Origin of the sequence: Pseudomonas sp. PS01300, assembly GCF_029960155.1 — a bacterium.
Classification (GTDB): Bacteria; Pseudomonadota; Gammaproteobacteria; order Pseudomonadales; family Pseudomonadaceae; genus Aquipseudomonas; species Aquipseudomonas palmensis.
In genome coordinates this window covers 1-20,425 of the sequence record NZ_JASCPN010000009.1, presented here as the reverse complement: position 1 = coordinate 20,425, position 20,425 = coordinate 1, and the positions used below count along the sequence as shown (strand labels likewise).

Genomic DNA, 20,425 nt, shown 5'->3' with positions numbered 1-20,425 from the left:
ACGCTATGAATGTGAAACTGTTCGCCCTGCTGGCGCTGCTGCCTCTGGCAGCCTGCACCAGCCAGGAGCCACGCCAGATGCCGGTGCAGATCATGACTGCCAACGCGGCCAACGCCCAGGACACCGAGCTGCCACGCGGCGAGCAGGCGCTGCGCCCGGGGGACGTGCTCGATGTGATCTTCCATATCAGCACCAGCGGCTCGCAGGCCTATCGCATCCAGCCCGGTGACACCGTCGGCCTGGGCTTCCTTGCGGCCAGCTCGCTCAACGGCAACCAGCTGGTGCTGCCCGATGGCACCATCGAACTGCCACGGGCCAACACCTCGGTGAACGTCGCCGGGATGACCCCGGACGAAGCGCGCCAGGCCATCCAGCAGGCCTACCGCAACAAGCGCCTGTTCCAGCCCAACCGCGACCAGATGACCGTGCAGGTGATCAGCCCGCTGACCAACGAACAGAACCTCAAGAGCGCACTCAACCACCCCGCCACCGGCATGAGCCGCGAGATCACCGTGGGCACCGACGGCCAGGCCAGCTTTCCGGAGGTGGGCGCGGTGCCGCTGCAGGGCATGACCGTCACCCAGCTGCAGACCTTCCTCAACAAGCGCTACGCCGACCTGCCCGGGCGCATGACGGTGGACGTGATGCTCAAGTCCACCGCGGTCAACGAGATCTATGTGCTCGGTGAGGTGGCCCAGCCCGGCGCCTATCCGATCCGGCGCCCGGTATCGGTGCTCGAAGCCCTGACCCTGGCCCGCGGGCCCAGCCTCAAGGCCCGGCTCGACTCGGTGGTGATCATGCGGCGCAACGGCAACCAGGTGCAGGCCGTGCCCTACAACGTCGACAAGGCCCTGGACGCCAGCGCCGCGCAGGTGGCCTACCTGCAGCCCGACGACATGCTCTACGTGCCCAAGACCAAGCTGGCCAGCGCCGGCGAACTGGCCCGGCAACTGGCCGACGTGGTGCTGTTCCAGGGGGTGGGCTTCAGCTTCTCCTACCGCGTCGACAACAAAGACAGCGATAACTAAACCCAGGCAGGTGCACGCGCATGACTACCAAAGAAAACTACCTGCATGAATTCTTCAGGATCCTCTTCGCCAACCGTCAGTTGGTGAAGCGGGTATTCCTGGTGTTCGCAGTGATTGCCCTGTTGCTGCCGCTGGTGCTCAAGCAGAGCTTCGACATCACGGCCGAAGTGATCGTGCAGTCGAAAAAGCTCTCCCAGAGCGATACCAACACCGCCCTGGCCCAGGAGACCGACAAGTTCATTCCGCCTTCGCTGGCCGACATGGAGACCGAGAGCAACATCCTGCGTTCACCCACGCTGATCCGCCAGACCATCACCCAGCTGCGCGACGAGGGCCTGTATGACGTGCCCCCCGGCCTGCTGCAGCGCCTGGTGTTCGGGCCGATCCGCAGCCTGATCGTCAACCCGCTGCGCGAGTATGTGGTCAACCCGGTGCGCAGCCTGTTCGGGCTGGAGGTCGACCCGGTACGCGATACCCAGCTCGACACCCTGACCGACGACGCGATCAAGGACCTGAAGATCGAGACCCTGCCCGGCTCCAACGTGGTGTCGATCACCTACAGCTTCCCCGACCCCAAGGTCGGTACGCTGTTCGTCAGCCGTCTGCTCGACAACTACCTGCGCAACCGCCAGAACCTGCAGTCCAACGAACTGCCGCAGGAGTTCTACGAGCAGAAGAAGATGCAGTACCAGGTGCGCATGGATGACCTGGAAAGCAAGCGCCTGGGCATGCTCGAAGGCATCGGCTCGTCCGACCCCAAGGAAGAGATCACCTTCCGCCTCAATGCCATCAACACCGAGGAACAGGCACTCAACCAGTACCGCGATCGCCTGCTGCAGAGCCAGCAGTGGCTGGAATACCTCAAGACCAGCCTGGCTGCGGCCAGCAACGCCAACATGCGCGACTTCGCCTTCCCCTTCACCTTCACCCAGACCGTCGACAACGTGGCCTTCGAGGACCGCGAGATCAAGCAACTGGGCGAGCAGCTGACCACCCAGGTACTGACCTACGTCAGCGACCTGGCAGTGTTCCAGCCCGGCAGCGAGCAGATGCTGCTGCAGCGCGAGCAGATCGCCAAGACCCGCCAGCAGTTTCTCAAGATCGTCGCCAACCGTATCCAGGAGCGCGAGAAGGACCTGGCCGTGGTGCAGAACGTGATCGCGCAGAAAACCCAGCGCATCGCCGACTACAAGAGCCGCGTGCACCAGTTGCAGGAAACCCAGAGCAAGGCGCGTCAGCTGGATACCGAGATCGACGCCCTGCACAAGGCGTTCTTCACCTACACCCAGCGCTACGAAGAAGCCCGTGGCGAGCGCCTGCTGTCGGGTGACGTGTCCAACGCACGGATTCTCAGTGCGCCCTATGAGCCCGCCGAGCCGGCCTTTCCCAAGCCGATGCTGATCATTCCGTTCGGCATGCTGACCGGCCTGCTGCTGGGCATCGCCCTGGTGTACGTGCGCGAGTTCTTCGACCATCGCTTCAAGCACCCGGCGCAGATCACCCAGCAGCTGGGCTTGCCGGTACTGCTGGTGATCAACGACCAGACCCCGGAAACGCACAACCCGCACAAGGGCTGGTCGCTGCCACGGCTGGTGCACTGGGTGCGCAATTGAACGCAGCCATGAGCCCGCAGCGGCCGATCATCCACCTGCTGGGCAGTGGCGGCTTCTATGGCGCCGAACGGATGTTGCTGGACCACTGCCAGGCCACCCCGGGACAGCACGTGGTGCTGTTTCTGGGCGCGCCGCAGACGCTGGTGGCGCGCTTTGCCGCCGCCGGCGTGGACTGTCGCACCTGCAACGGGCTGGGCGAGGTGCTGCGGGCGCTGGACCAGTACCGCAGCCAGCAGCCGCTGATCAACAGCCACAACTTCAAGGGCCTGCTGTTCGGCTGGGTGGGCGCCACCCTGTGGCGCCTGCCGATGGTCGCCACCCAGCACGGCTTCACCCCCAGCAGCCGCAAGCAGCGGCTGTACACCTGGCTGAGCCTGCAACTGTGCCGCACCGCCACCATCGGCAAGGTGGTGTGCGTGGCCGAGAGCATCCGCCGGATCCACCTGCGTGCCGGCGTGGCGCAACGCAAGCTCGATGTCATCCCCAACGGCCTGCCGGATGCTGGCGCCCTGCCCGCCCATGCCCACGGCCACGAACGCTGGCTGGCCGGCTACGTGGGGCGCCTGAGCAGCGAAAAGGGTCCTGACCTGTTCCTCGATACGCTGATCCCGCTGTGCCAGCGCCACCCGCACCTGGACGCGGTAATGCTCGGCGACGGCCCGGAACGCGAAGCACTGCAGGCCCGCGTCGATGCCGCCGGGCTGCACGAGCGCATCCGCCTGCCAGGCTTCCAGGAAGACATGCGCCAATGGATGGTGCGCCTGGATGCGCTGGTGATCAGCTCGCGCACCGAAGGCACCCCGATGATCCTGCTCGAAGCCATGCAGGATGGCGTGCCGGTGGTGGCCTTTGGTGTCGGCGGCATCCCCGACGTGATCGAGCACGGGCGCAGCGGGCTGTTGGCACCGCCCCTGGCGGTGGACGAACTGGCCGCCCAGCTCGAAGCGCTGATGCTCGACCCGGCCCAGGCCGGCGAGCTGATCGCCCAGGCACGACGCACCCAACGTGAACGTTATCACCTGCCGACGCTGGCGCAACGCTGGGCCCAGGTCTATCGCGGCACGGCAGGTGCGGCCAAGGAGACCTGCGCATGATCATTCCCCTGTCCCTGATCGGCCTGCTGGCGATCGTCAGCGTGGTACTGCTGGCCAGCCCCTACCCGTTCCTGGCCCCCGGCGCGGTGATCGGCCTGGCCGGCGTGCTGGTGCTGTACCGCCGCCCGGCGTGGGGCCTGCTGGCCATCATCACCCTGGTGCCGCTGGAGGGCCTGTTCAAGGACAGCGAGCTGACCGCCTCGAAATTCATCGGCGCCGCGCTGGCCATGGTGCTGCTGCTGCAACTGGCCGTGGGGCAGCTGCCGGGCGAACGCCTGCGCAGCTCCATGTGGCGCCTGCTGCTGGCCTTTATGGCGCTGTACCTGCTGAGTTTTCTGGCCAGTGAAAGCAGCGAGATGTCCATGGGGCACTTTCGCGAACTGGCGGTGGGCCTGGTGCTGTTCGTGCTCACCCTGCTGATCGGGCGCGAACTCAACCTGCCGATGATGTACCGCCTGGTGACCCTGAGCGTGGGCGTCACCTGTGCCATGGCGATGTTCTCGGCCAAGTACCAGGACGAAGGCCGCGCCTCGGGCCTGCTCGAAGACCCCAACGTGTTCGCCATGCTCATCGCCATCGCGGTGCCCATGGCCCTGTGGCTGGTGTTCAGCAGCCCCAACCGCCTGCAGCGGCTGTTCTGGCTGGCCTGCGTGGTGCTGTTGCTGGCCGGCATGACCAAGACCAACTCACGTTCCGGGCTGGTGGTGCTGGCCATCAGCCTGGTGATCGGCCTGGTGCACTACCGCGAAAAACTCACACACCTGCGCCCGCGTCACCTGGGCTTCGCCATGCTCGGCCTGGCCATCGTGCTGCCTGTGGCGGTCGCGGTGATGCCGGCCAGCTACATCGAGCGTATCCAGTCGCTGGCCTTGCTCAAGTCCGGGGTCAATGCCTACAAGGACGACTCCCTGGGCCGGCGTTCGTCCTACATCGTGGTGGGCAGCAAGATGATCCGCGAACATCCGCTGCTGGGCACCGGCCCCGGCACCTTCCCGCTGGAATACGCCACCACCGGCTACGCCAAGGCGTTCTCGGCCAACCGCAAGGTCGGCGACCTGTACCGCCGTGCCCACAACACCTACCTGGAAATCTTCAGCGAAGTCGGCGTACCGGCGGGCCTGGCATTCGTCGGCATGGTCATGCTGGCCCTTTACAACCTCTGGCATGCACGGCGCCTGTGGCTGCAAAAGGGTGATCAGGGGCAGGCCGACATGCTCACGCACCTGTCCACCAGCATGCTTGCCATCGGCCTGTTCCTGATGTTCCTCAGTGCGCCGAACCACAAGTACCTGTGGATTCTGCTGGCGCTTTCCAGCGTGCTGCGCCTCAAGGCCGAACAGGCGCGCCCCGTGCAGGTGGCCGGATGAAGATCAGTATCGTGATGCCGATGTTCAACGAGGCACGCCATATTGCCCGCACCCTCCACTCGGCGCGTCGCGCCGCCGACCTTGCCGGCCTGGACTGCGAGCTGATCGTGGTGGACAACGGCTCCTCCGACGATGGCCCGCAGATTGCCCGTAACCTCAGCGCCAAGGTGCTCGACCTGCCGGGGCTGACCATCGGCGCCTTGCGCAACCGGGGCGTGCAGGCCAGCTCCGGGGAATGGGTGGCGTTTCTGGATGCCGACATCGAGGTGCCGGAGCAGTGGCTGAGCCTGCTGCTGGACCTGCACGCCCAGGGCCGTGGCGATGTATTCGCGCTGGACTGCGACACCCCGCGCCAGGCGCCCTGGTTCGCCCGCGCCTGGCAGCGACGCACACTGCGCGCCGGCCGGCCGGCGCTGCACAGCATGCAATGGCTGCCCACCCCCAACCTGCTGATGCGCCGCGACTGGTTCGACCGGGTGGGCGGTTTCAACGAAACCCTGCGCACCGGCGAAGACAAGGACTTCACCTGGCGCCTGGGCCAGGCCGGTGCCCGCCTGTTGGCCCTGCGCGCACCGGTGGTGCTGCACTGGGGCTACGAGGGCAGCTGGAGCGAATGGCTGGGCAAGGAGCTGTGGCGCCAGGGCAGCAACCTGCAACTGCTGCGCAGCAATGGCGCGAGCCTGCGCCTGCTGCGCTTCCCGTTGCTGTCCCTCGGGGCCTGGGTGCTCGATGCGCTGGCATTGTCCGCGCTGCTCGACGGCTTTCCGCATCTGGCAATGCTGCTGCTGTTCTTCACCAGCCTGCCGGCGCTGGCGCTGACCCTGCGCCAGAGTCTCAAACACCGCGACCCGGTGTTCACCCTGCAACTGTGGGGCCTGCACTGGGTTCGCCTGCACCTGGCTGGAGCGGCCTTCGTGCTCAGCCTGTTCAACTGGAACGCAAGGAGGCCCGCACGTGGCTGAGTTCATTTTCTGGCTTTGCCTGCTGTTGCCTTTCTATGCCTGGCTGGGCTACCCGCTGCTGCTCACACTGGTGGGGCCGTTGTTCCCGCGGCACACCCCGCCGCCGCTGCCGCCGCAACGGGTCAGCGTGGTGGTTGCGGCGCACAACGAGGCGCGCAACATCGAGAACAAGCTGCGCAACCTGCTGGAGCAGGACTGCCCGCTCGCCAGCCTGCAGATCGTGGTGGCCAGCGACGGCTCCAGTGACCAGACCGTGGCCCTGGCGCGCACCTTCGACGACCCGCGCATCCTGGTGCTGGACCTGCCACGGATGGGCAAGAACCGCGTGCTCAATGCCGCCGTCGAGCACTGCAGCGGCGACATTCTGGTGTTCACCGATGCCGACGTGCACTGGGTGGAGGGCACCTTCGCCGCACTGCTCGCGCCCTTCGCCGACCCCGAGGTAGGCGGCACCGTGGGCAACATGACCATCCCGGTGGCGGGCAAGGGCCTGAGCCTGGGCGAGAGCCTGTACCGCCACTACGAAGCCTGGCTGCGCCGGGTAGAGAGCCGCACCGGCTGCACGGTGTCGGCCGACGGTGCGCTGCAGGCCCTGCGCCGCGAGCTGTACCAGCCGATCCCGGACCGGGTCAACGACGACTTCTTCATCAATACCTGCGCCCCGGTGGCACACAAGCGCGTGGTCTACGTCGACCAGGCCAGGGTGCTGGACTACGGCGTGGACGAGGCCGAGCGCCAGTTCAGCCGCCGCCAGCGCGTCACCGTCGGCGGGCTGATCAGCCTGGCGGCCCGGCGCGAACTGCTCAACCCGCTGCGCCACGGGCTCTACGCCATCGCCCTGATCAGCCACAAGCTGGTACGCCGCCTGGCCCCCGTGCTGCTGGTGCCCCTGCTGCTGGCCAACCTGTGGCTGCTCGACGGCCACGGTTTCTATCGCCTGACCCTGGCCGCCCAGCTGCTGGGTTATGCCATCGCCGTGGTCGGCCTGCTGGACAAGGGCCACCGCCTGCCCAAGCCGTTTCGCCTGGCCGCCTTCGTGCTGGTGACCCTGGCCGGCATGAGCGTGGGCCTGTGGCAGTTCCTGCGCGGGCACAGCTACAACCAATGGAACCCCGACCAGACCCGATGAGTGCCTTCATGCCGATCAAGACCAGTCTCAAGCGCGCCAGCGGTTGGTTGTACCTGCACTCCCCGAAGGGCCGCAGCCAGCTGCGCGGCGCCGGGGTCATCCTGATGCTGCACCGGGTGCTGGCCGACGACGCCAGCGCGGCCCTGCCCCATCGCAACGAACTGTGCGTGGGCCCGCAGGCCTTCGAGCGCCTGCTGCGCTGGCTGCGCCAGCACTTCGATTGCGTGCACCTGATGGACTTGCTCAAGGACCATCAGCAGCCCAGGGGCGACAGCCGCCCCAAGGTTGCCCTGACCTTCGACGACGGCTGGCGCGACAACGCGCTCAATGCGTTCCCGTTGCTGCAGCAGTACCAGGTACCGGCCAGCATCTTCCTGTCCACCGACTACATCGGCAGCCGCCAGCGCTTCTGGTGGGAGAGCCTGGGCGAAACCCTGTGGGGCAGCCATGGCGAAGGCCCGCGCCACACCCTGATCGAGGCGTTGCGCAAGATCGGCCGGCCGCTGCCGGCTGCCTACTTCATGAACCAGCGGCCCAACGCCCGCAGCCAGGCGCTGGCCGGCTACCTGCAAAGCCTCAAGACCCTGAGCCCGGCCGCCCTGCACCAACTGACAGACGCCTGCCCGGCCGAATCCCTGCCCCAGGCCCTGGACTGGCAGCAGGTGCGCGAACTGGAAGGCTCCGGGCTGATCAGCTTCGGCCCGCACGGGGCCAGTCACGCGCTGCTGCCGGGGCTGGACAACCAGCGCCTGGATGAAGAACTCAGCCGCAGCCACCACGCCTTGCAGCAAGGCTGCCAGCAGCCGCTGCCGGTGTACTGCTACCCCAACGGCGACCATGACGCCCGGGTACGCGCGCGCCTGGCCGCCCATCGCTACCCCTTCGCCCTGAGCACCCGCGCCGGGATCTGCCAGGGTCATGACGACCCACTGGCCTTGCCGCGCATCGGCGTGAGCCAGCGCAACGCCAGCCGCCCCTCGCTGCTGGCCTGGCGCATCAGCCGCGGAGGCCGCTCATGAGTCGAGGCAACTACCTGCGCCACCTGCTGCTGAGCATGGGCACACGCCTGGCGATGATCGCCCTGCGCCTGGCGCGCAACGTGCTGCTGGCGCGCATCCTGGGGCCCAGCGAGCGCGGCCTGTTCGCCCTGCTCAGCACCCTGCCCGACCTGATCAGTGCCGCCACCAGCGGCGGGCTGAACACCGCGGTGGGCTATCAGGCGGCGCAGCAACGCTCGATGGGCCTGCTGCTGAGCCAGGTGCTGATCTACGGGTGCCTGCTGGCCGGGGTGCTGACCCTGATCTGCGTGGCGCTGATGCGCGAGTTCGGCACTGAACTGGAAGTGACCCTGCAACTGGGCCTGCTGGCCTGGCTGTTGCTGCTGGCGGTGCCGCTGACGGTGCTCAAGAGCGGCCTGCTCACCCTGCACAACGCCACCGGCGGGGTGGGCGCATTCAACGCACTGCGCCTGACCGAATCGCTGGTGCCGCTGCTGCTGTTCGTGGGCATGTTCTGGATGTGGCAGCACGCCGCGCTGGAGGCCGCGCTGATCAGCTGGCTGCTGGGCCTGGGGCTGGTCGCGCTGCTGGGCCTGGTGTGGCTGGGCCGCCAGCACGACATCACGCTGTGCTGGAACCGCGGCGGGCAGCGCGAGCTGCTGGCCTACAGTGCGCGCAGCCACCCGGACGTGCTGTTCCAGCAGGTCATCCTGCGCTCGGACTACCTGTTCATCAGTGCCTTCCTGGGCAGCGCCGCCCTGGGGCACTACGCCATGGCCAGCGCCGCCGCCGAACTGCTGCTGATCATCCCCGAGGCCGTCACTACCCCGCTGATGAAGCGCCTGCTGCAGCAGGATGCCGGCATGGACAAGCTCACCCCGCTGGCCCTGCGCCTGACTGCCACCGTGATGCTGGGGGCCTGCCTGAGCATGGCCCTGGTGGGCGAATGGCTGATCGTCACCCTGTTCGGCGCGGCCTACCAGCCGGCCTACCCGGCCCTGCTGGCACTGCTTCCCGGCTTGTTCGGCCTGTGCTACGCAAGCATCCTGCGCCTGGACCTGCTGGGCAAGAATCGCCCCGGCGCGGTCTCGCTGATGATGGGGGTGGGCGCGGCGGCAAACCTGATTCTCAACGTGGTCCTGATTCCCCGTTTTGGCATCGCGGGTGCGGCCCTGGCCTCCTCCATCGCCTACCTTGGGGTGACGGTGGCCATGCTCGTGCTGTACTGCAGGCTGAGCGGCGTACCGTTGCTGCGGACCTTGTTTGTGTTGCCTGGCGATCTGTTGCCTTTGCGCCAGATGCTGCAACGGAGAACGGTATGAAACGTACATGGATGTTGTTACCCGGCCTGCTGCTGGCCGCCACTGCCCACGCCGCCACCCTGCGCTGGCCGGACATTCGCGACGGCAGCCTGTACCTGGCGCCGCAGCGCAGCGCCCCGCTGCAACTGAGCTGGGTGCCGGCCTGGCAGGCCGATGCCAACCAGGAACAGGTGTACCTGCTCGACGCCACCGGCAAGCTCGATGCGCAACGCATCATTGCCCCCCATGAAGGCCGCGGCCAGCTGAGCTGGCCACTCACCGCCGGCACCGGCACCTACCAGGTGGCCATCCCCGGCTACAGTTTCAGGCGCTACCGCCTCGAATACGACGATACCACCGGCGCCCAGTTCGCCCCCGCCAAGGTGCACTTCAGCCTCGAAACGGACCGCGCCACCACCCTGTACTTTCGCGTGAAAGCCGGTGAAACGGCGGTGCTTGCCGGCAAGTATCACGACGGCGTGCGCAACCTGACCCTGGAGCGCGTGGACGATGGCAAGCGCCTCAGGCTGGCGCTGCTCGAACACCGGGCCTATTGGCAGTTCGATCAGGTGAATCTGCCCGCAAGCGCCCAGGACCAGACATGGCGCCTGAACTTCGAAGGCACCGGCAAGGTGGCCTTCTGGCTGGACGGCAGCGCCAACCTGTTCGCCCTGCGCCCCCAGGACCTCGCCCCACTGGTGCACCGCGACGGCCAGGTAAGCCTGCGCAGCAGTGCCAAGGTACTGGGCCCCACGCCCAGGCTGGGCAACAACCTGCCCTACGTGATGCCGCCACCGTCCAGCCATGCGGTGATCGATGCGCTGCAACTGCAGGCCGCCGGCTACTACACCTTTGCCGACGTGCTGGCACGCAAGCCGCGCTACGAACTGCCGTTTCGCCAGCTGTACCAGGAACGCTTCGGCATTCACCACGACATCACCCTGATGGCCGCCACCGGGCGCAAGTCCGACCTGATGCGCAGCCGCGCCAACGATGGCGCGCTGGACGACTGGCTGGCCACCAGCGTCGCCCTGGGCGGCAAGGGCCTGCATTACATCGCCTTTGCCGACGAACCCAACCTCAACTACGCCGACTACGCCACCTACCGCACCTTCTTCGCGGCCATGGCCCAGCGTGTGCGCGCCTACCCCGGCGCCCATGAAGCCGGCGTGCGCATCGCCATGCCGGCCAGCTCGCGGCTGGTCAACGGCCCGTTGCGCGGCGATGCGGCGCAGCGCGTCGGCCTGGACTGGGCACGGCGCCTGCTCAAGGAATTCGAACCGCAGATCGACGCCATGGCCTGGCACGAGTGGATGGTCCGCGACCTGCTCGCCACCCGCACCTACCGCGACTCGGTACGCCGCGCCGCCGAACTGGTGGGGCTGGACGCCAACGGTCGCCCGCGCAAGGCGCTGCTGCTCGACCAGACCAACCTGTCCAGTGGCTCGACCCTGAGCCTGTACGAGCAGAACACCCACTATGCCGGCGTATGGTGGGCCTCGGTGGTCATCAATGCCTCCCAGGACGGCCTGCTGGACATGCTCAACTGGTTCCACATCGCCGACGAGCCCGAGTGGCCCAAAGGCATGGTCAAGGTGCTGGGCAACAACCGCTTCGAACTCAAGCCGGTGGGCCTGGCCCAGCAGTTCATCGCCCAGCACTGGCTCGACCAGGTGCTGCACCTGGACAACGACGCCTTCGAGGTCGATGCACTGGCCATGGCACGCGGCGCACAGCGCAGCCTGCTGGGCGTCAACAAGGGCGAACGCCTGCAACACGTCAGCTTCGCCACCCCGGCCAGCCGATGCCCGCAGGCCGCTGCCACGCTCACCCTGTTCGGGCCAGACAACCAGCCACGCGCCGCGGCACTGGATTGCCAGCACGGCCAGGTACGTTTCGAACTGCCCGGGCAGACCCTGTTTGCCCTGCGATGGAGCGCCTCATGAACACAGTGCCGAAGATCTCTTCCCCTGCCGGATACGGGAGCCACCATGAATATCGTCAGCAAGTTCAGCCAGCGCGTACACCAGAAAGGCCTGCGCGCCACCCTTCGCAGCGCGTACAAGCGCTACGTGTTCTTTCACTGGGAGCTGCTGTGGATGGAGCGCGACCTGGTCAGCCCGGTGCCGCCGCATACCCTTAAGCCCTATGCGCCACTACGCGTGGAGCGCATCACGGTGCACAACGTGCAAGGCTTTGCCAAGCACTTCGGCGACCGAGTCGAAACCATGCGTGAACTGGCCGCCGAAGGGCATACCGGGCTGATGTTCCTGGACGAAGACAGCCACGTGGTGGCTTTCATCTGGGGCAGCCCGCGTCACTACCACGACCGTCACTACTATGGCTGCTGGTTCCCGGTCGAGCCGGGCGAGTTCTTCGAGTTCGGCGGTGAACTGGCGCGCCAGTACTGGGGTACGTCGCTGTCGGTCGACCTGCAACTGGCCCTGTGGCGCGCCATGGCCGAACAGGGCTGCGACAAGGTGGTCGACGTGTGCGAGACCCACAACATTCCGGCGCTCAAGCTGCACCTGCGCATGGGCTACGTCGAGCAGGGCCGTGTGATGCACGTGTACTGCCTGTTCGGTCGCTGGAAATTCTTCCGCGAAACGCGCTACAGCGGCTCGCGCCTGGATGCCTTGCGCAAACCGGCGCCGCGCAGCACTACTGCCACGGTGTCCTGAACCGATGACCCTGACCTTTACCTGGCACGCCTCGTTGCGTGCCGACGACTTCCCCGCCGACGCCTACGAGCAGTTGCGCGAGCGGCTGCCCGATGCCACCCCCTTCAACAGCCTGGCCTGGCTGCGCGCCGCCGAGGCTGCCTTGCCGGCCAGCCAGCACCTGCAGGTACTGCTGGGGCACGCACAAGGACGCCTGGTGCTGTGCCTGCCGTTGGTCCGCACCCTTGAGCGCCACGGGCCGCTGGACTTTGCCGTGCTGCACCACCTGGGCTACCCCATGAGCGACCGCATCGGCCTGCTCATCGACCTGCCGACCAGTGCCGCCGGCCAGGTACTGGCAGCCATTCGCACGCGCCTGCCCCATGCCCTGCTGCAACTCAACGAGGTAACGGGCGATTCGCCCTGGCTGCAGCAGTGGGCACGCCGCAGTTCCACCCACGAACAGCGCACCGCCTGCCGTGCGCCGGTGCACCAGATAAGCGAGACCGACCGCCAGGAAGTCAGTGGCGACCCACGCTACAAGTTGCGCCGCGCGCGCAAGCGCATCGCCGCCTGCGGTGCACAGGTGCGCCGAGTAACCCCCGATACAGCCAACGCAGCTTCCTGGCTGGAAGCCGTCAGCGCGGTCGAGGCCGTGAGCTGGAAAGGCGACGACGGGGTCGGCATCTTCTCGGTGCCCACACAGCGCCAATGGATGTTCCAGGCCTTCACCGCGCTGGCGGCCGATGGCCGTCTGCGCCTGGTGGTGCTGGAACTGGACGGGCGCTGCATCAGCTACCGCCTGGGCCTGCTCGAACGGGGCCGCCTGTACGACTACAACCTCGCCTTCGTGCCGCAGTATGCCGACCTTGGCAGCGGCCGGGTGCTGCTGCAGGAATGGATCGACTGGGGGCTGGACGAAGGCTGGACGTGGATCGACGCTTCAAGGGTGAGCCTGGAGAACTCCAGCCACCAGCTGCATGAGCGCATGACCGGCCAGGTCGAGCACCTGCGCCACAGTTTCTACAGCTGGCGCCCGTCGGGCCTGTGCCTGGGCATGGCGCTGCGCCTGTGGCAACGCATCAAGCCCTGGCTCAAACGCCGCCAACAGCAGCCCGTGCCGGCACCTGCCACTTCCCCCACTGCCACACGCACAGCACAGGAGCGCCCGGATGCCGTCCCAAGTCATAGTCAACGCTGACGATTTTGGCCTCAACGAACACACCAACGCGGTGATTCTGCGCGCGTTCCAGTGCGGCCTGATCAGCTCTGCCACCGCCATGGCCAGCATGCCGGCATTCAAGGCCGCCTGCGCGCTGGCCCAGCAACCGGCCCTGCGCGGGCGCGTGGGCCTGCATTTCAACCTGACCTACGGGCGCCCGCTGAGCGAGCCGATCCGCGCGCTGGCGCAGTTCTGCAATGCCGAGGGCGAGTTCGACCTGGGCCTGTCGCGCAAGCGCCTGTGGCTGGGGCGCGCGGCCCGCCAGGCGGTGCACGAGGAACTGGCCGCGCAATGGCAGCGCTGCCTGGACCATGGGCTGACCCCCAGCCACCTGGACTCCCACCAGCACGTGCACAACCTGTGGCCCATCGGCGAAATCGTCGCCCGCTTCGCCGCCCGCGAAGGGGTGCCGATACGCCTGGCACGCAACGTGGGGCACAACATCGGCCCGGCAAAACGCCTGTTCAAGACGTTGCTCAACCAGCGCCTGCGCCAGTTGGCCAGGCTGACCGCCGACCATGTGTGTACCCCGGTCGACCTGCGTGACGGCCTGGCCCCACGCCATGGCGTGCTCGAAGTGGTGGCGCACCCCAGTGCCCTGGGCAGCCACGACTTCGGCGATGCCTACCTGGGCAGTGGCGAGTCCTTGCAGGCCTTGCTCGACCAGCGCCTGGCGGGCGTGCCCAGGGTCGGCTACGCGTCGCTGCGCGAGGCGCGCCAGAGCACCCTGGACACTGCCTCCAACAGATAACTACCACCGCTTCGCCCGGCTGATCGGTTGTGCTGTCGGTCCACCGACCGGAGCACGACCATGCCTACCTCCCCTTCACGCATTCCCCACTCACCGTTCATCGTCCAGCGCCTGCCCACCTGGCTGAAACACACCAGCGCCCAGGACGCCGAAGACATTCGGCGCCATCTGGCCCTGACCCATGTCATCCCCGATGCCGAACCGGACTGGCTGGCCAACGGCCTGCCCGATCAGCGTGACGCCGTGCGTGCAGCCAGGCGTCGCTATCGGCGGGCCAGCCAGACACTGGCAGGCACCCTCAAGGCCTTCCAGGGGTTGCTGGCATTTGCCGAGCCGCTGCTGCAGGCGCGCCTTGACGCCGAACTTGGCGAAACCCTGAACCTGCACACCACCGACCTGGTGCAGTTTCACGAAGAGGCCGACCTCTGGCAGCTCGCCACACGTACCACCTACCAGAAGCAGAGCCTGCTGCAGGCAGCGCTGCAGAACTTCGGTGACGACGTGACCTTCCTCGGCAAGAGTGCGATCACCCTGCAAGGCCATTTCCACCTCGACCTGACCGACGCCGGCCTTGCCTACCGCTATACCCGCCATCGCCTGTCACCGGCCGTGTTCGCCCGCCTGTGCCGCGAACTGGACCTGGGCGCCCGCTACCAGCAGCACCTGCAGGCAGTGTTCGAAACACCTGCCACGCAAGACGGGGTGCGTCGCGACTCGATCGATGCCAATCGCCAGTTGCTGCGCCTGGAGGTCACCGTGGCGAAAGCGCGCCAGCGCATCGGGCCAACCGCCAGCCGCCGGTTGCTGGCGCTGCTGGACGCGCCCGCCGCAGCAGGCGCCGAGGCCCCGCCAGTGCAGGCCAGCCTGCTGAGCATGAGCGGCGTACCGTTGCACGACATCCTGCTGTTTGCCCTGGCATCTGAGCAGCAGGCAGACAGCCTGCTGCTGTACCTGCCCGGCGACCCGGACGATGCCCTCACCGAGCATGCGTCGATGCCGGCGCTGGAGCGCTACCTCAAAGGGCGCCTCAACCACCCCGGGTTTCGCAGACTGTTTCAGCGCTACGTACCGCTGCAACAGCAGCAACACCTGTTCGATGTGCTCGGACACAACCTGGCCCGGCAGGTGGTCGACAAGGACGGACCGTGGCACTCGCAGGAGCAGGACAGCCTGTACCTGAGCCTTGCCCCGGTTGCCGGCGAGCTGTTCGGCGTGCTGCAGGACCGCCACCTGCAACGCCTGAAGGATGAAGCACGGGTACTGATGGTGCCCACCGCTGAAGCCGACGAGAAAGCGCGCAAGGCCCGCCTGGAACAATGGGAGACACGCGCGCTGAACGTGCTCAATGCCGCGGCGATGTTCGTTCCCGCGTTGGGCCCGGTCATGCTGGCGGTCACTGCGGTACAGCTGATCAAGGAGGTGTATGAAGGCGTGGAGGACTGGCAGGACGGCGACGTCGAGGGCGCCATGGCGCACCTGCAGTCGGTGGCGATCACTGCCGGCATGCTGGCCGGTTCGGTGCTGGCGCTCAAGGCAGCACCAGCGCTGGTCGATGCGTTGATCGAAGTGCCGCTGCCCGATGGCAGTACGCGCCTGTACCTGCCCGACCTGGCACCCTACCGGCTGGACACGTCGCTACCCGCCGAGGTGACAGCCAACGACCAGGGCCAGTACCGGCACGCGGACCGGCACTACATCAGGCTCGGCGCCGACCTGTACGAGCAGCAGTTCGATGCGCACCAGCAGCAATGGCAACTGCGCCACCCCGAGCGTGAAGACGCCTATCGCCCCGCGCTGGAGCACAACGGCCAGGGTGCCTGGCGCAGCGTGCATGAACAGCCGCTGAGCTGGTCGCGGGCCACCCTGCTGCGCCGTCTGGGCCCGCTTGCGCAAGGCCTGAGCGATGCAGAACTCGAACAGGCCTGCCAGGTCAGCGGCACCCGCGAAGACGCGCTGCGTCGGTTGCACGCCGCCAATCTGGGCCTGCCACCCTTGCTGGCCGATACGCTGCAACGGCTCAGGATCGCCCGGCAACTGCGCGCCGAAAACGTCACGGGCAGCGTCGGCAAGGCCCTGTTCGAGCAGCGTTACCTGGCCCTGGTGCCCCCGCAGCCGCACATCACGGCCCTGTGCGCACGCTTGCCCGGGTTGAGCCCGGTGCTGGCCCGCAGCCTGCTGGACACTGTCGGCCCGGCCCGGCTGGCACGCTGGGTGCCACCGGCAGCCATCCCCACCAAATTGCTGGAAGAGGCCGCCACGCTGGCCGCCCGTGTTCCCCTGGTACGCGCGACCGAAGGCCTGTATTGGCCAGCCCTGGCGACGCCGCAAAGCACGCGCCTGGCGCTGTTGTGCCTGGAGCACGCCCCTGGCTGGGACGCCTCGGTCGTGCTGGAAGCACGCAGTGGTGGCCCGCGCGGCCCTCTGCTGCAGCGCGTGGGTCGTGCCACCCAGGCGCAGCGCAGGGTTCTGGTGCACGGTGCAGAAGGCTACCAGGCCTGCAAGGACGACCTCCCGCTGCACGCGCCCGGCGACGACCTGTTCGCGGCCCTGCATGACAGCATCGCTCCCCGCTATCGCCAGGTGCTGGGCCTGGACACCAGGGCGGCGCTGCAGCAACGCGTGCTGTCGATGCTCGAACGCCCCCGCGGCGAACTTGCCACCTGGCTGTGGTCCGGCGAGGTCCGCGGCTGGGCCAGCGAAGCACGCCTGCTGGGCGGCAGTGACCGCCCCGGCTACCCGCCGGTGTCGGCTGCCAGCTCTTCACAGGAGGCCCGCTACCGCACGCTCTACCCGCATGCCAGCGGCGAAGAGGCGCGTGCCACACTGGCGGCCTGGGAGGCCAGCGAGATTCCGGCACAGGCGCGCTTGCGCACGCTCGAACAAACCCTGCAACGCCTGAAAAGCGCGTTGACCCTGTGGGCCCTGCCCAGTACAGCCCGGCAATCAGCGCGGGAAGAAACCATCGCCGCCTGGCAGCGCCTGTCGGTGCGCGAGGTCGCCGATGGCGAAGCCATCGTTCAGCTGAACCTGGACTACCTGGACCTGACCGACGGCGACCTGGAAAGCTTCCCTGTGCTGGAGGCCAACTTCGATCACGTGAATGAGCTGTCACTGGAGCAGAACTCCCTGACCCGGCTGCCTGACGCCTTCCTGCGCCACTTCACCCAGCTGCAGCGCGTCAGCCTGAACGGCTGCGAACTCACCAGCCTGCCCACCGGGCTGGGTGATCGGCTCAGCGTGCTGGACCTGGCCAACAACCGCCTGGTCTGGGACGAGCACCTGCAGCACGCCCTCGAAGGTTACCCGCAGTTGCGCGACCTGAGCCTGGCGAACAACCCGCTGGCAACCCCGCCCGACTTCGCCCGCCTGAACCGGCTGCAGGGCGTGGACCTGTACAACTGCAGCCTGGCGACCTATCCGGCAGGGCTCGATCAGCTGGACGCGCCGAACCTGGTGGACCTGTCCGGCAACCAGCTGCAGGAGCTGCCACCGACCGCCATCCTCTCACCTCCGCTGGCCCGGGCGCTGCGCCTGGAACACAATCCGCTGAGCGATGCTGCCCTGCAGGCGGCCGATGCCTACTACACCACCCACCGTATCGACCTGCTGGTGGCCGAGATCGATTACAACGAACTGCTCGACGACGCCACGCCACAACAGCGGGCCAGCTGGCAACGACTGCAGCAGAGCCTGCCGTCGGGGTTCTTCCGGGACCTGCGTGCCATGTTCGACAGCCCGCCCTACATCGTCGCCCCACTGACCTACCGGCGCCGCCTGTGGCGCCTGCTGACCTGGATGGACGCCAATGCGCCCCTGCGTGAGCAGATTCTCGCCCGCACAGGCGGCACCCTGCTCGACCTCGAACAGTTGGGCGAGGTGTCACAGGCCCTGGCCATCCCGGACCTGGCAACCCGCTCGCGCACCTTGCTGGCGACCATCGTCAACCACGTGCGTCTCAGAAAGCTCGGCTTCGGCGTGCTGAGCCTTTCGTTCAACATGTCCGAAGACAGCTACGCGACGCTCTACCAGTGGGCGCTCAAACGTATCACCCGCCTGCCGGGCCTGGACCTGGCCCAGGCGGCGCGTGCCGACGAGCCGGTGATCATCGACGCACTGGTCGATGTGATGCCGCTGCCGGGCGAAGCCTGGATAGAACAGCAGCGCAACCTGCTGCTGGCGGTTGACCCGACCACCTCCCACGGCCTGGACGAAGTACTGGCCATGAACCATGAAGAGGAACCGGTCTACCCTGCATGGGAGCACCACTTGCGCGAACGCTTCGCCGCACAGTTCGCCGCCTCGCGGGCAGCGCTGGACGACAGCCTGGAGCAGGCAGCCGAAACGCTGAGCGAAGGTGAACTGCTGGTGGAGGCGCAGCGCTTGCGGCAGGTGTACGAACAACGCCTCGTCGACCTGCGCAGAACCCTGACCGAGGGAGTGGCGCGAGGCACCATCGACTGACAGGCGGGCGCCGGCCCGGAGCGCACCCGGGCCCAGGCTGGCTTTTGTGCCGGGGCCGGCGTTATGCTCGGCTGAACCGTTTCATTCACCATGGAAAAGAGGTATTGCGTCATGGATCGTCTGGACTCGCTGTTTCCCGCTGCCACGGATATCCCCGAGGCCTATCGCCTGGGCGACCCGCTCGAGCAGCGCGACTACCTGGTGGATGGGCAACTGCACCGCTGGGAAGGCCCGCTGGCCACGGTGCGCAGCCCGGTGTGGCTCAAGACCGACGACGGTGAGCAGCAGGTGATACTCGGCAGCGCCCCGCTGCTGGACGCCGATACCGCCCTCACCGCCTTGGACGCCGCCGTGCGTGCCTACGACAAGGGCCGCGGCGTGTGGCCGAACATGCGCGTGGCCGAGCGCATCCAGCATGTCGAGGCGTTCCTGGCCCGCATGCGCGAGCAGCGCGCGGTGGTGGTCAAGTGGCTGATGTGGGAAATCGGCAAGAACCTCAAGGACTCCGAGAAGGAGTTCGACCGCACCTGCGACTACATCGTCGAGACCATCGGCGCCCTCAAGGAACTCGACCGGCGCTCCAGTCGCTTCGAACTGGAGCAGGACACCCTCGGCCAGATCCGTCGCGCGCCCCTGGGCGTGGCGCTGTGCATGGGCCCCTACAACTACCCGCTCAACGAGACCTTCACCACCTTGATCCCGGCACTGATCATGGGCAACACCGTGGTGTTCAAGCCGGCCAAGTTCGGCGTGCTGCTGATTCGCCCGTTGCTGGAGGCGTTTCGCGACAGCTTCCCGGCCGGCGTGATCAATGTCATCTACGGGCGTGGCCGCGAGACCGTCAGCGCGCTGATGGCCAGCGGCAAGGTCGACGTGTTCGCCTTCATCGGCACCAACAAGGCCGCCAGCGACCTGAAGAAGCTTCACCCGCGCCCGCACCGCCTGCGCGCCGCGCTGGGGCTGGACGCCAAGAACCCGGGCATCGTGCTGCCCGAGGTCGACCTGGACAACGCGGTCAACGAGGCGGTCACCGGCGCCCTCTCGTTCAACGGCCAGCGCTGCACGGCGCTGAAGATCCTGTTCGTGCACGAGCAGGTGGTGGACGCCTTTCTCGACAAGTTCCAGCGCAAGCTGGCCGACCTCAAGCCCGGCATGCCATGGGACCCGGGCGTCAGCCTGACCCCGTTGCCCGAAGCAGGCAAGGTCGACTACCTGGGCGGCCTGGTAACCGATGCAGTAGCCCACGGTGCCAAGGTGATCAACCAGGGCGGCGGCCAGAGCCGCGGTTCGTTCTTCTACCCGGCGCTGCTGTACCCGGTGAACCCGCAGATGCGCGTGTACCACGAAGAGCAGTTCGGGCCGGTGATCCCGGTGGTGCCCTACCGCGACCTGCAGACAGTGATCGACTACGTGCTGGATTCGGATTTCGGTCAGCAGTTGAGCATTTTCGGCACCAATTCGGCCACCGTGGGCCGGCTGGTCGACACCTTCGCCAACCAGGTCGGGCGCATCAACCTCAACGCCCAGTGCCAGCGCGGGCCGGACACCTACCCCTTCAACGGGCGCAAGAACTCGGCCGAAGGCACCCTGTCGGTGCATGACGCATTGCGCGTGTTCTCGATCCGCACCCTGGTGGCCACCAAGTTCCAGGAGGCCAACAAGCAGCTGATCAGCCAGATCATCCGCAACCGCGAGTCGAGTTTCCTGACGACTGACTACATCTTCTGATTGCGTGGTGGGCAAAACGGTACAAGCATAGGCTTGGATCGCGGCGCACCTATCGCGGGTCAAGCCCGCTCCCACAAAGGCAGTGATGAACACGTGGGAGCGGGCTTGACC

General features: G+C 67.1%; 14 protein-coding genes. All 14 read left to right on the top strand.

What is annotated here, in order from left to right:
• Window positions 1-5: 5 nt before the first annotated feature.
• The 14 genes from QMX96_RS07525 to QMX96_RS07460 all read left to right on the top strand — a co-directional run bounded on the left by QMX96_RS07525 (window position 6) and on the right by QMX96_RS07460 (window position 20,314).
• Window positions 6-1,028 carry a polysaccharide biosynthesis/export family protein gene (locus tag QMX96_RS07525; RefSeq protein ID WP_043860606.1) on the top strand — a complete coding sequence of 341 codons (1,023 nt, stop codon included), beginning with the start codon at window positions 6-8 and terminating at the stop codon, window positions 1,026-1,028.
• 20 nt (window positions 1,029-1,048) lie between these two features.
• Window positions 1,049-2,641 carry a GNVR domain-containing protein gene (locus QMX96_RS07520; protein ID WP_043860605.1) on the top strand — a complete coding sequence of 531 codons (1,593 nt, stop codon included), beginning with the start codon at window positions 1,049-1,051 and terminating at the stop codon, window positions 2,639-2,641.
• A gap of 8 nt (window positions 2,642-2,649) precedes the next feature.
• Window positions 2,650-3,735: a glycosyltransferase family 4 protein gene (locus QMX96_RS07515; protein WP_123753062.1), complete on the top strand. Its 1,086-nt coding sequence runs from the start codon at window positions 2,650-2,652 to the stop codon at window positions 3,733-3,735.
• On the top strand, window positions 3,732-5,102 hold the full coding sequence (locus QMX96_RS07510) for an O-antigen ligase family protein (RefSeq protein ID WP_054914458.1): 1,371 nt from the start codon (window positions 3,732-3,734) through the stop codon (window positions 5,100-5,102). Before QMX96_RS07515 ends, QMX96_RS07510 begins: the two co-directional genes overlap by 4 nt.
• Complete coding sequence (locus QMX96_RS07505; RefSeq protein WP_282361493.1) at window positions 5,099-6,064, top strand: glycosyltransferase; 966 nt, start codon at window positions 5,099-5,101, stop codon at window positions 6,062-6,064. Before QMX96_RS07510 ends, QMX96_RS07505 begins: the two co-directional genes overlap by 4 nt.
• Window positions 6,057-7,193, top strand: coding sequence for a glycosyltransferase (locus tag QMX96_RS07500; protein ID WP_043860601.1), 1,137 nt, complete (start codon window positions 6,057-6,059; stop codon window positions 7,191-7,193). The genes QMX96_RS07505 and QMX96_RS07500 overlap by 8 nt, the downstream gene beginning before the upstream one ends.
• Window positions 7,194-7,201: 8 nt before the next feature.
• Window positions 7,202-8,212 carry a polysaccharide deacetylase family protein gene (locus tag QMX96_RS07495; protein ID WP_043860619.1) on the top strand — a complete coding sequence of 337 codons (1,011 nt, stop codon included), beginning with the start codon at window positions 7,202-7,204 and terminating at the stop codon, window positions 8,210-8,212.
• On the top strand, window positions 8,209-9,513 hold the full coding sequence (locus tag QMX96_RS07490; RefSeq protein ID WP_043860600.1) for an oligosaccharide flippase family protein: 1,305 nt from the start codon (window positions 8,209-8,211) through the stop codon (window positions 9,511-9,513). Before QMX96_RS07495 ends, QMX96_RS07490 begins: the two co-directional genes overlap by 4 nt.
• Window positions 9,510-11,438 (top strand): hypothetical protein, encoded by a 1,929-nt coding sequence (locus QMX96_RS07485; protein ID WP_282361492.1) that lies wholly within the window; start codon window positions 9,510-9,512, stop codon window positions 11,436-11,438. Before QMX96_RS07490 ends, QMX96_RS07485 begins: the two co-directional genes overlap by 4 nt.
• Window positions 11,439-11,483: 45 nt before the next feature.
• On the top strand, window positions 11,484-12,173 hold the full coding sequence (locus tag QMX96_RS07480) for a GNAT family protein (RefSeq protein WP_043860598.1): 690 nt from the start codon (window positions 11,484-11,486) through the stop codon (window positions 12,171-12,173).
• Between the two features lie 4 nt (window positions 12,174-12,177).
• Window positions 12,178-13,353, top strand: a complete 1,176-nt coding sequence (locus QMX96_RS07475) for a GNAT family N-acetyltransferase (protein WP_282361491.1) — start codon at window positions 12,178-12,180, stop codon at window positions 13,351-13,353.
• Window positions 13,325-14,125: a ChbG/HpnK family deacetylase gene (locus QMX96_RS07470; protein ID WP_043860596.1), complete on the top strand. Its 801-nt coding sequence runs from the start codon at window positions 13,325-13,327 to the stop codon at window positions 14,123-14,125. The genes QMX96_RS07475 and QMX96_RS07470 overlap by 29 nt, the downstream gene beginning before the upstream one ends.
• 60 nt (window positions 14,126-14,185) lie before the next feature.
• Window positions 14,186-18,586 (top strand): leucine-rich repeat domain-containing protein, encoded by a 4,401-nt coding sequence (locus tag QMX96_RS07465; protein WP_282361490.1) that lies wholly within the window; start codon window positions 14,186-14,188, stop codon window positions 18,584-18,586.
• Window positions 18,587-18,697: 111 nt separating this feature from the next.
• Window positions 18,698-20,314 (top strand): NADP-dependent glyceraldehyde-3-phosphate dehydrogenase, encoded by a 1,617-nt coding sequence (locus tag QMX96_RS07460; protein WP_282361489.1) that lies wholly within the window; start codon window positions 18,698-18,700, stop codon window positions 20,312-20,314.
• The last annotated feature ends 111 nt before the right edge of the window (window positions 20,315-20,425 follow it).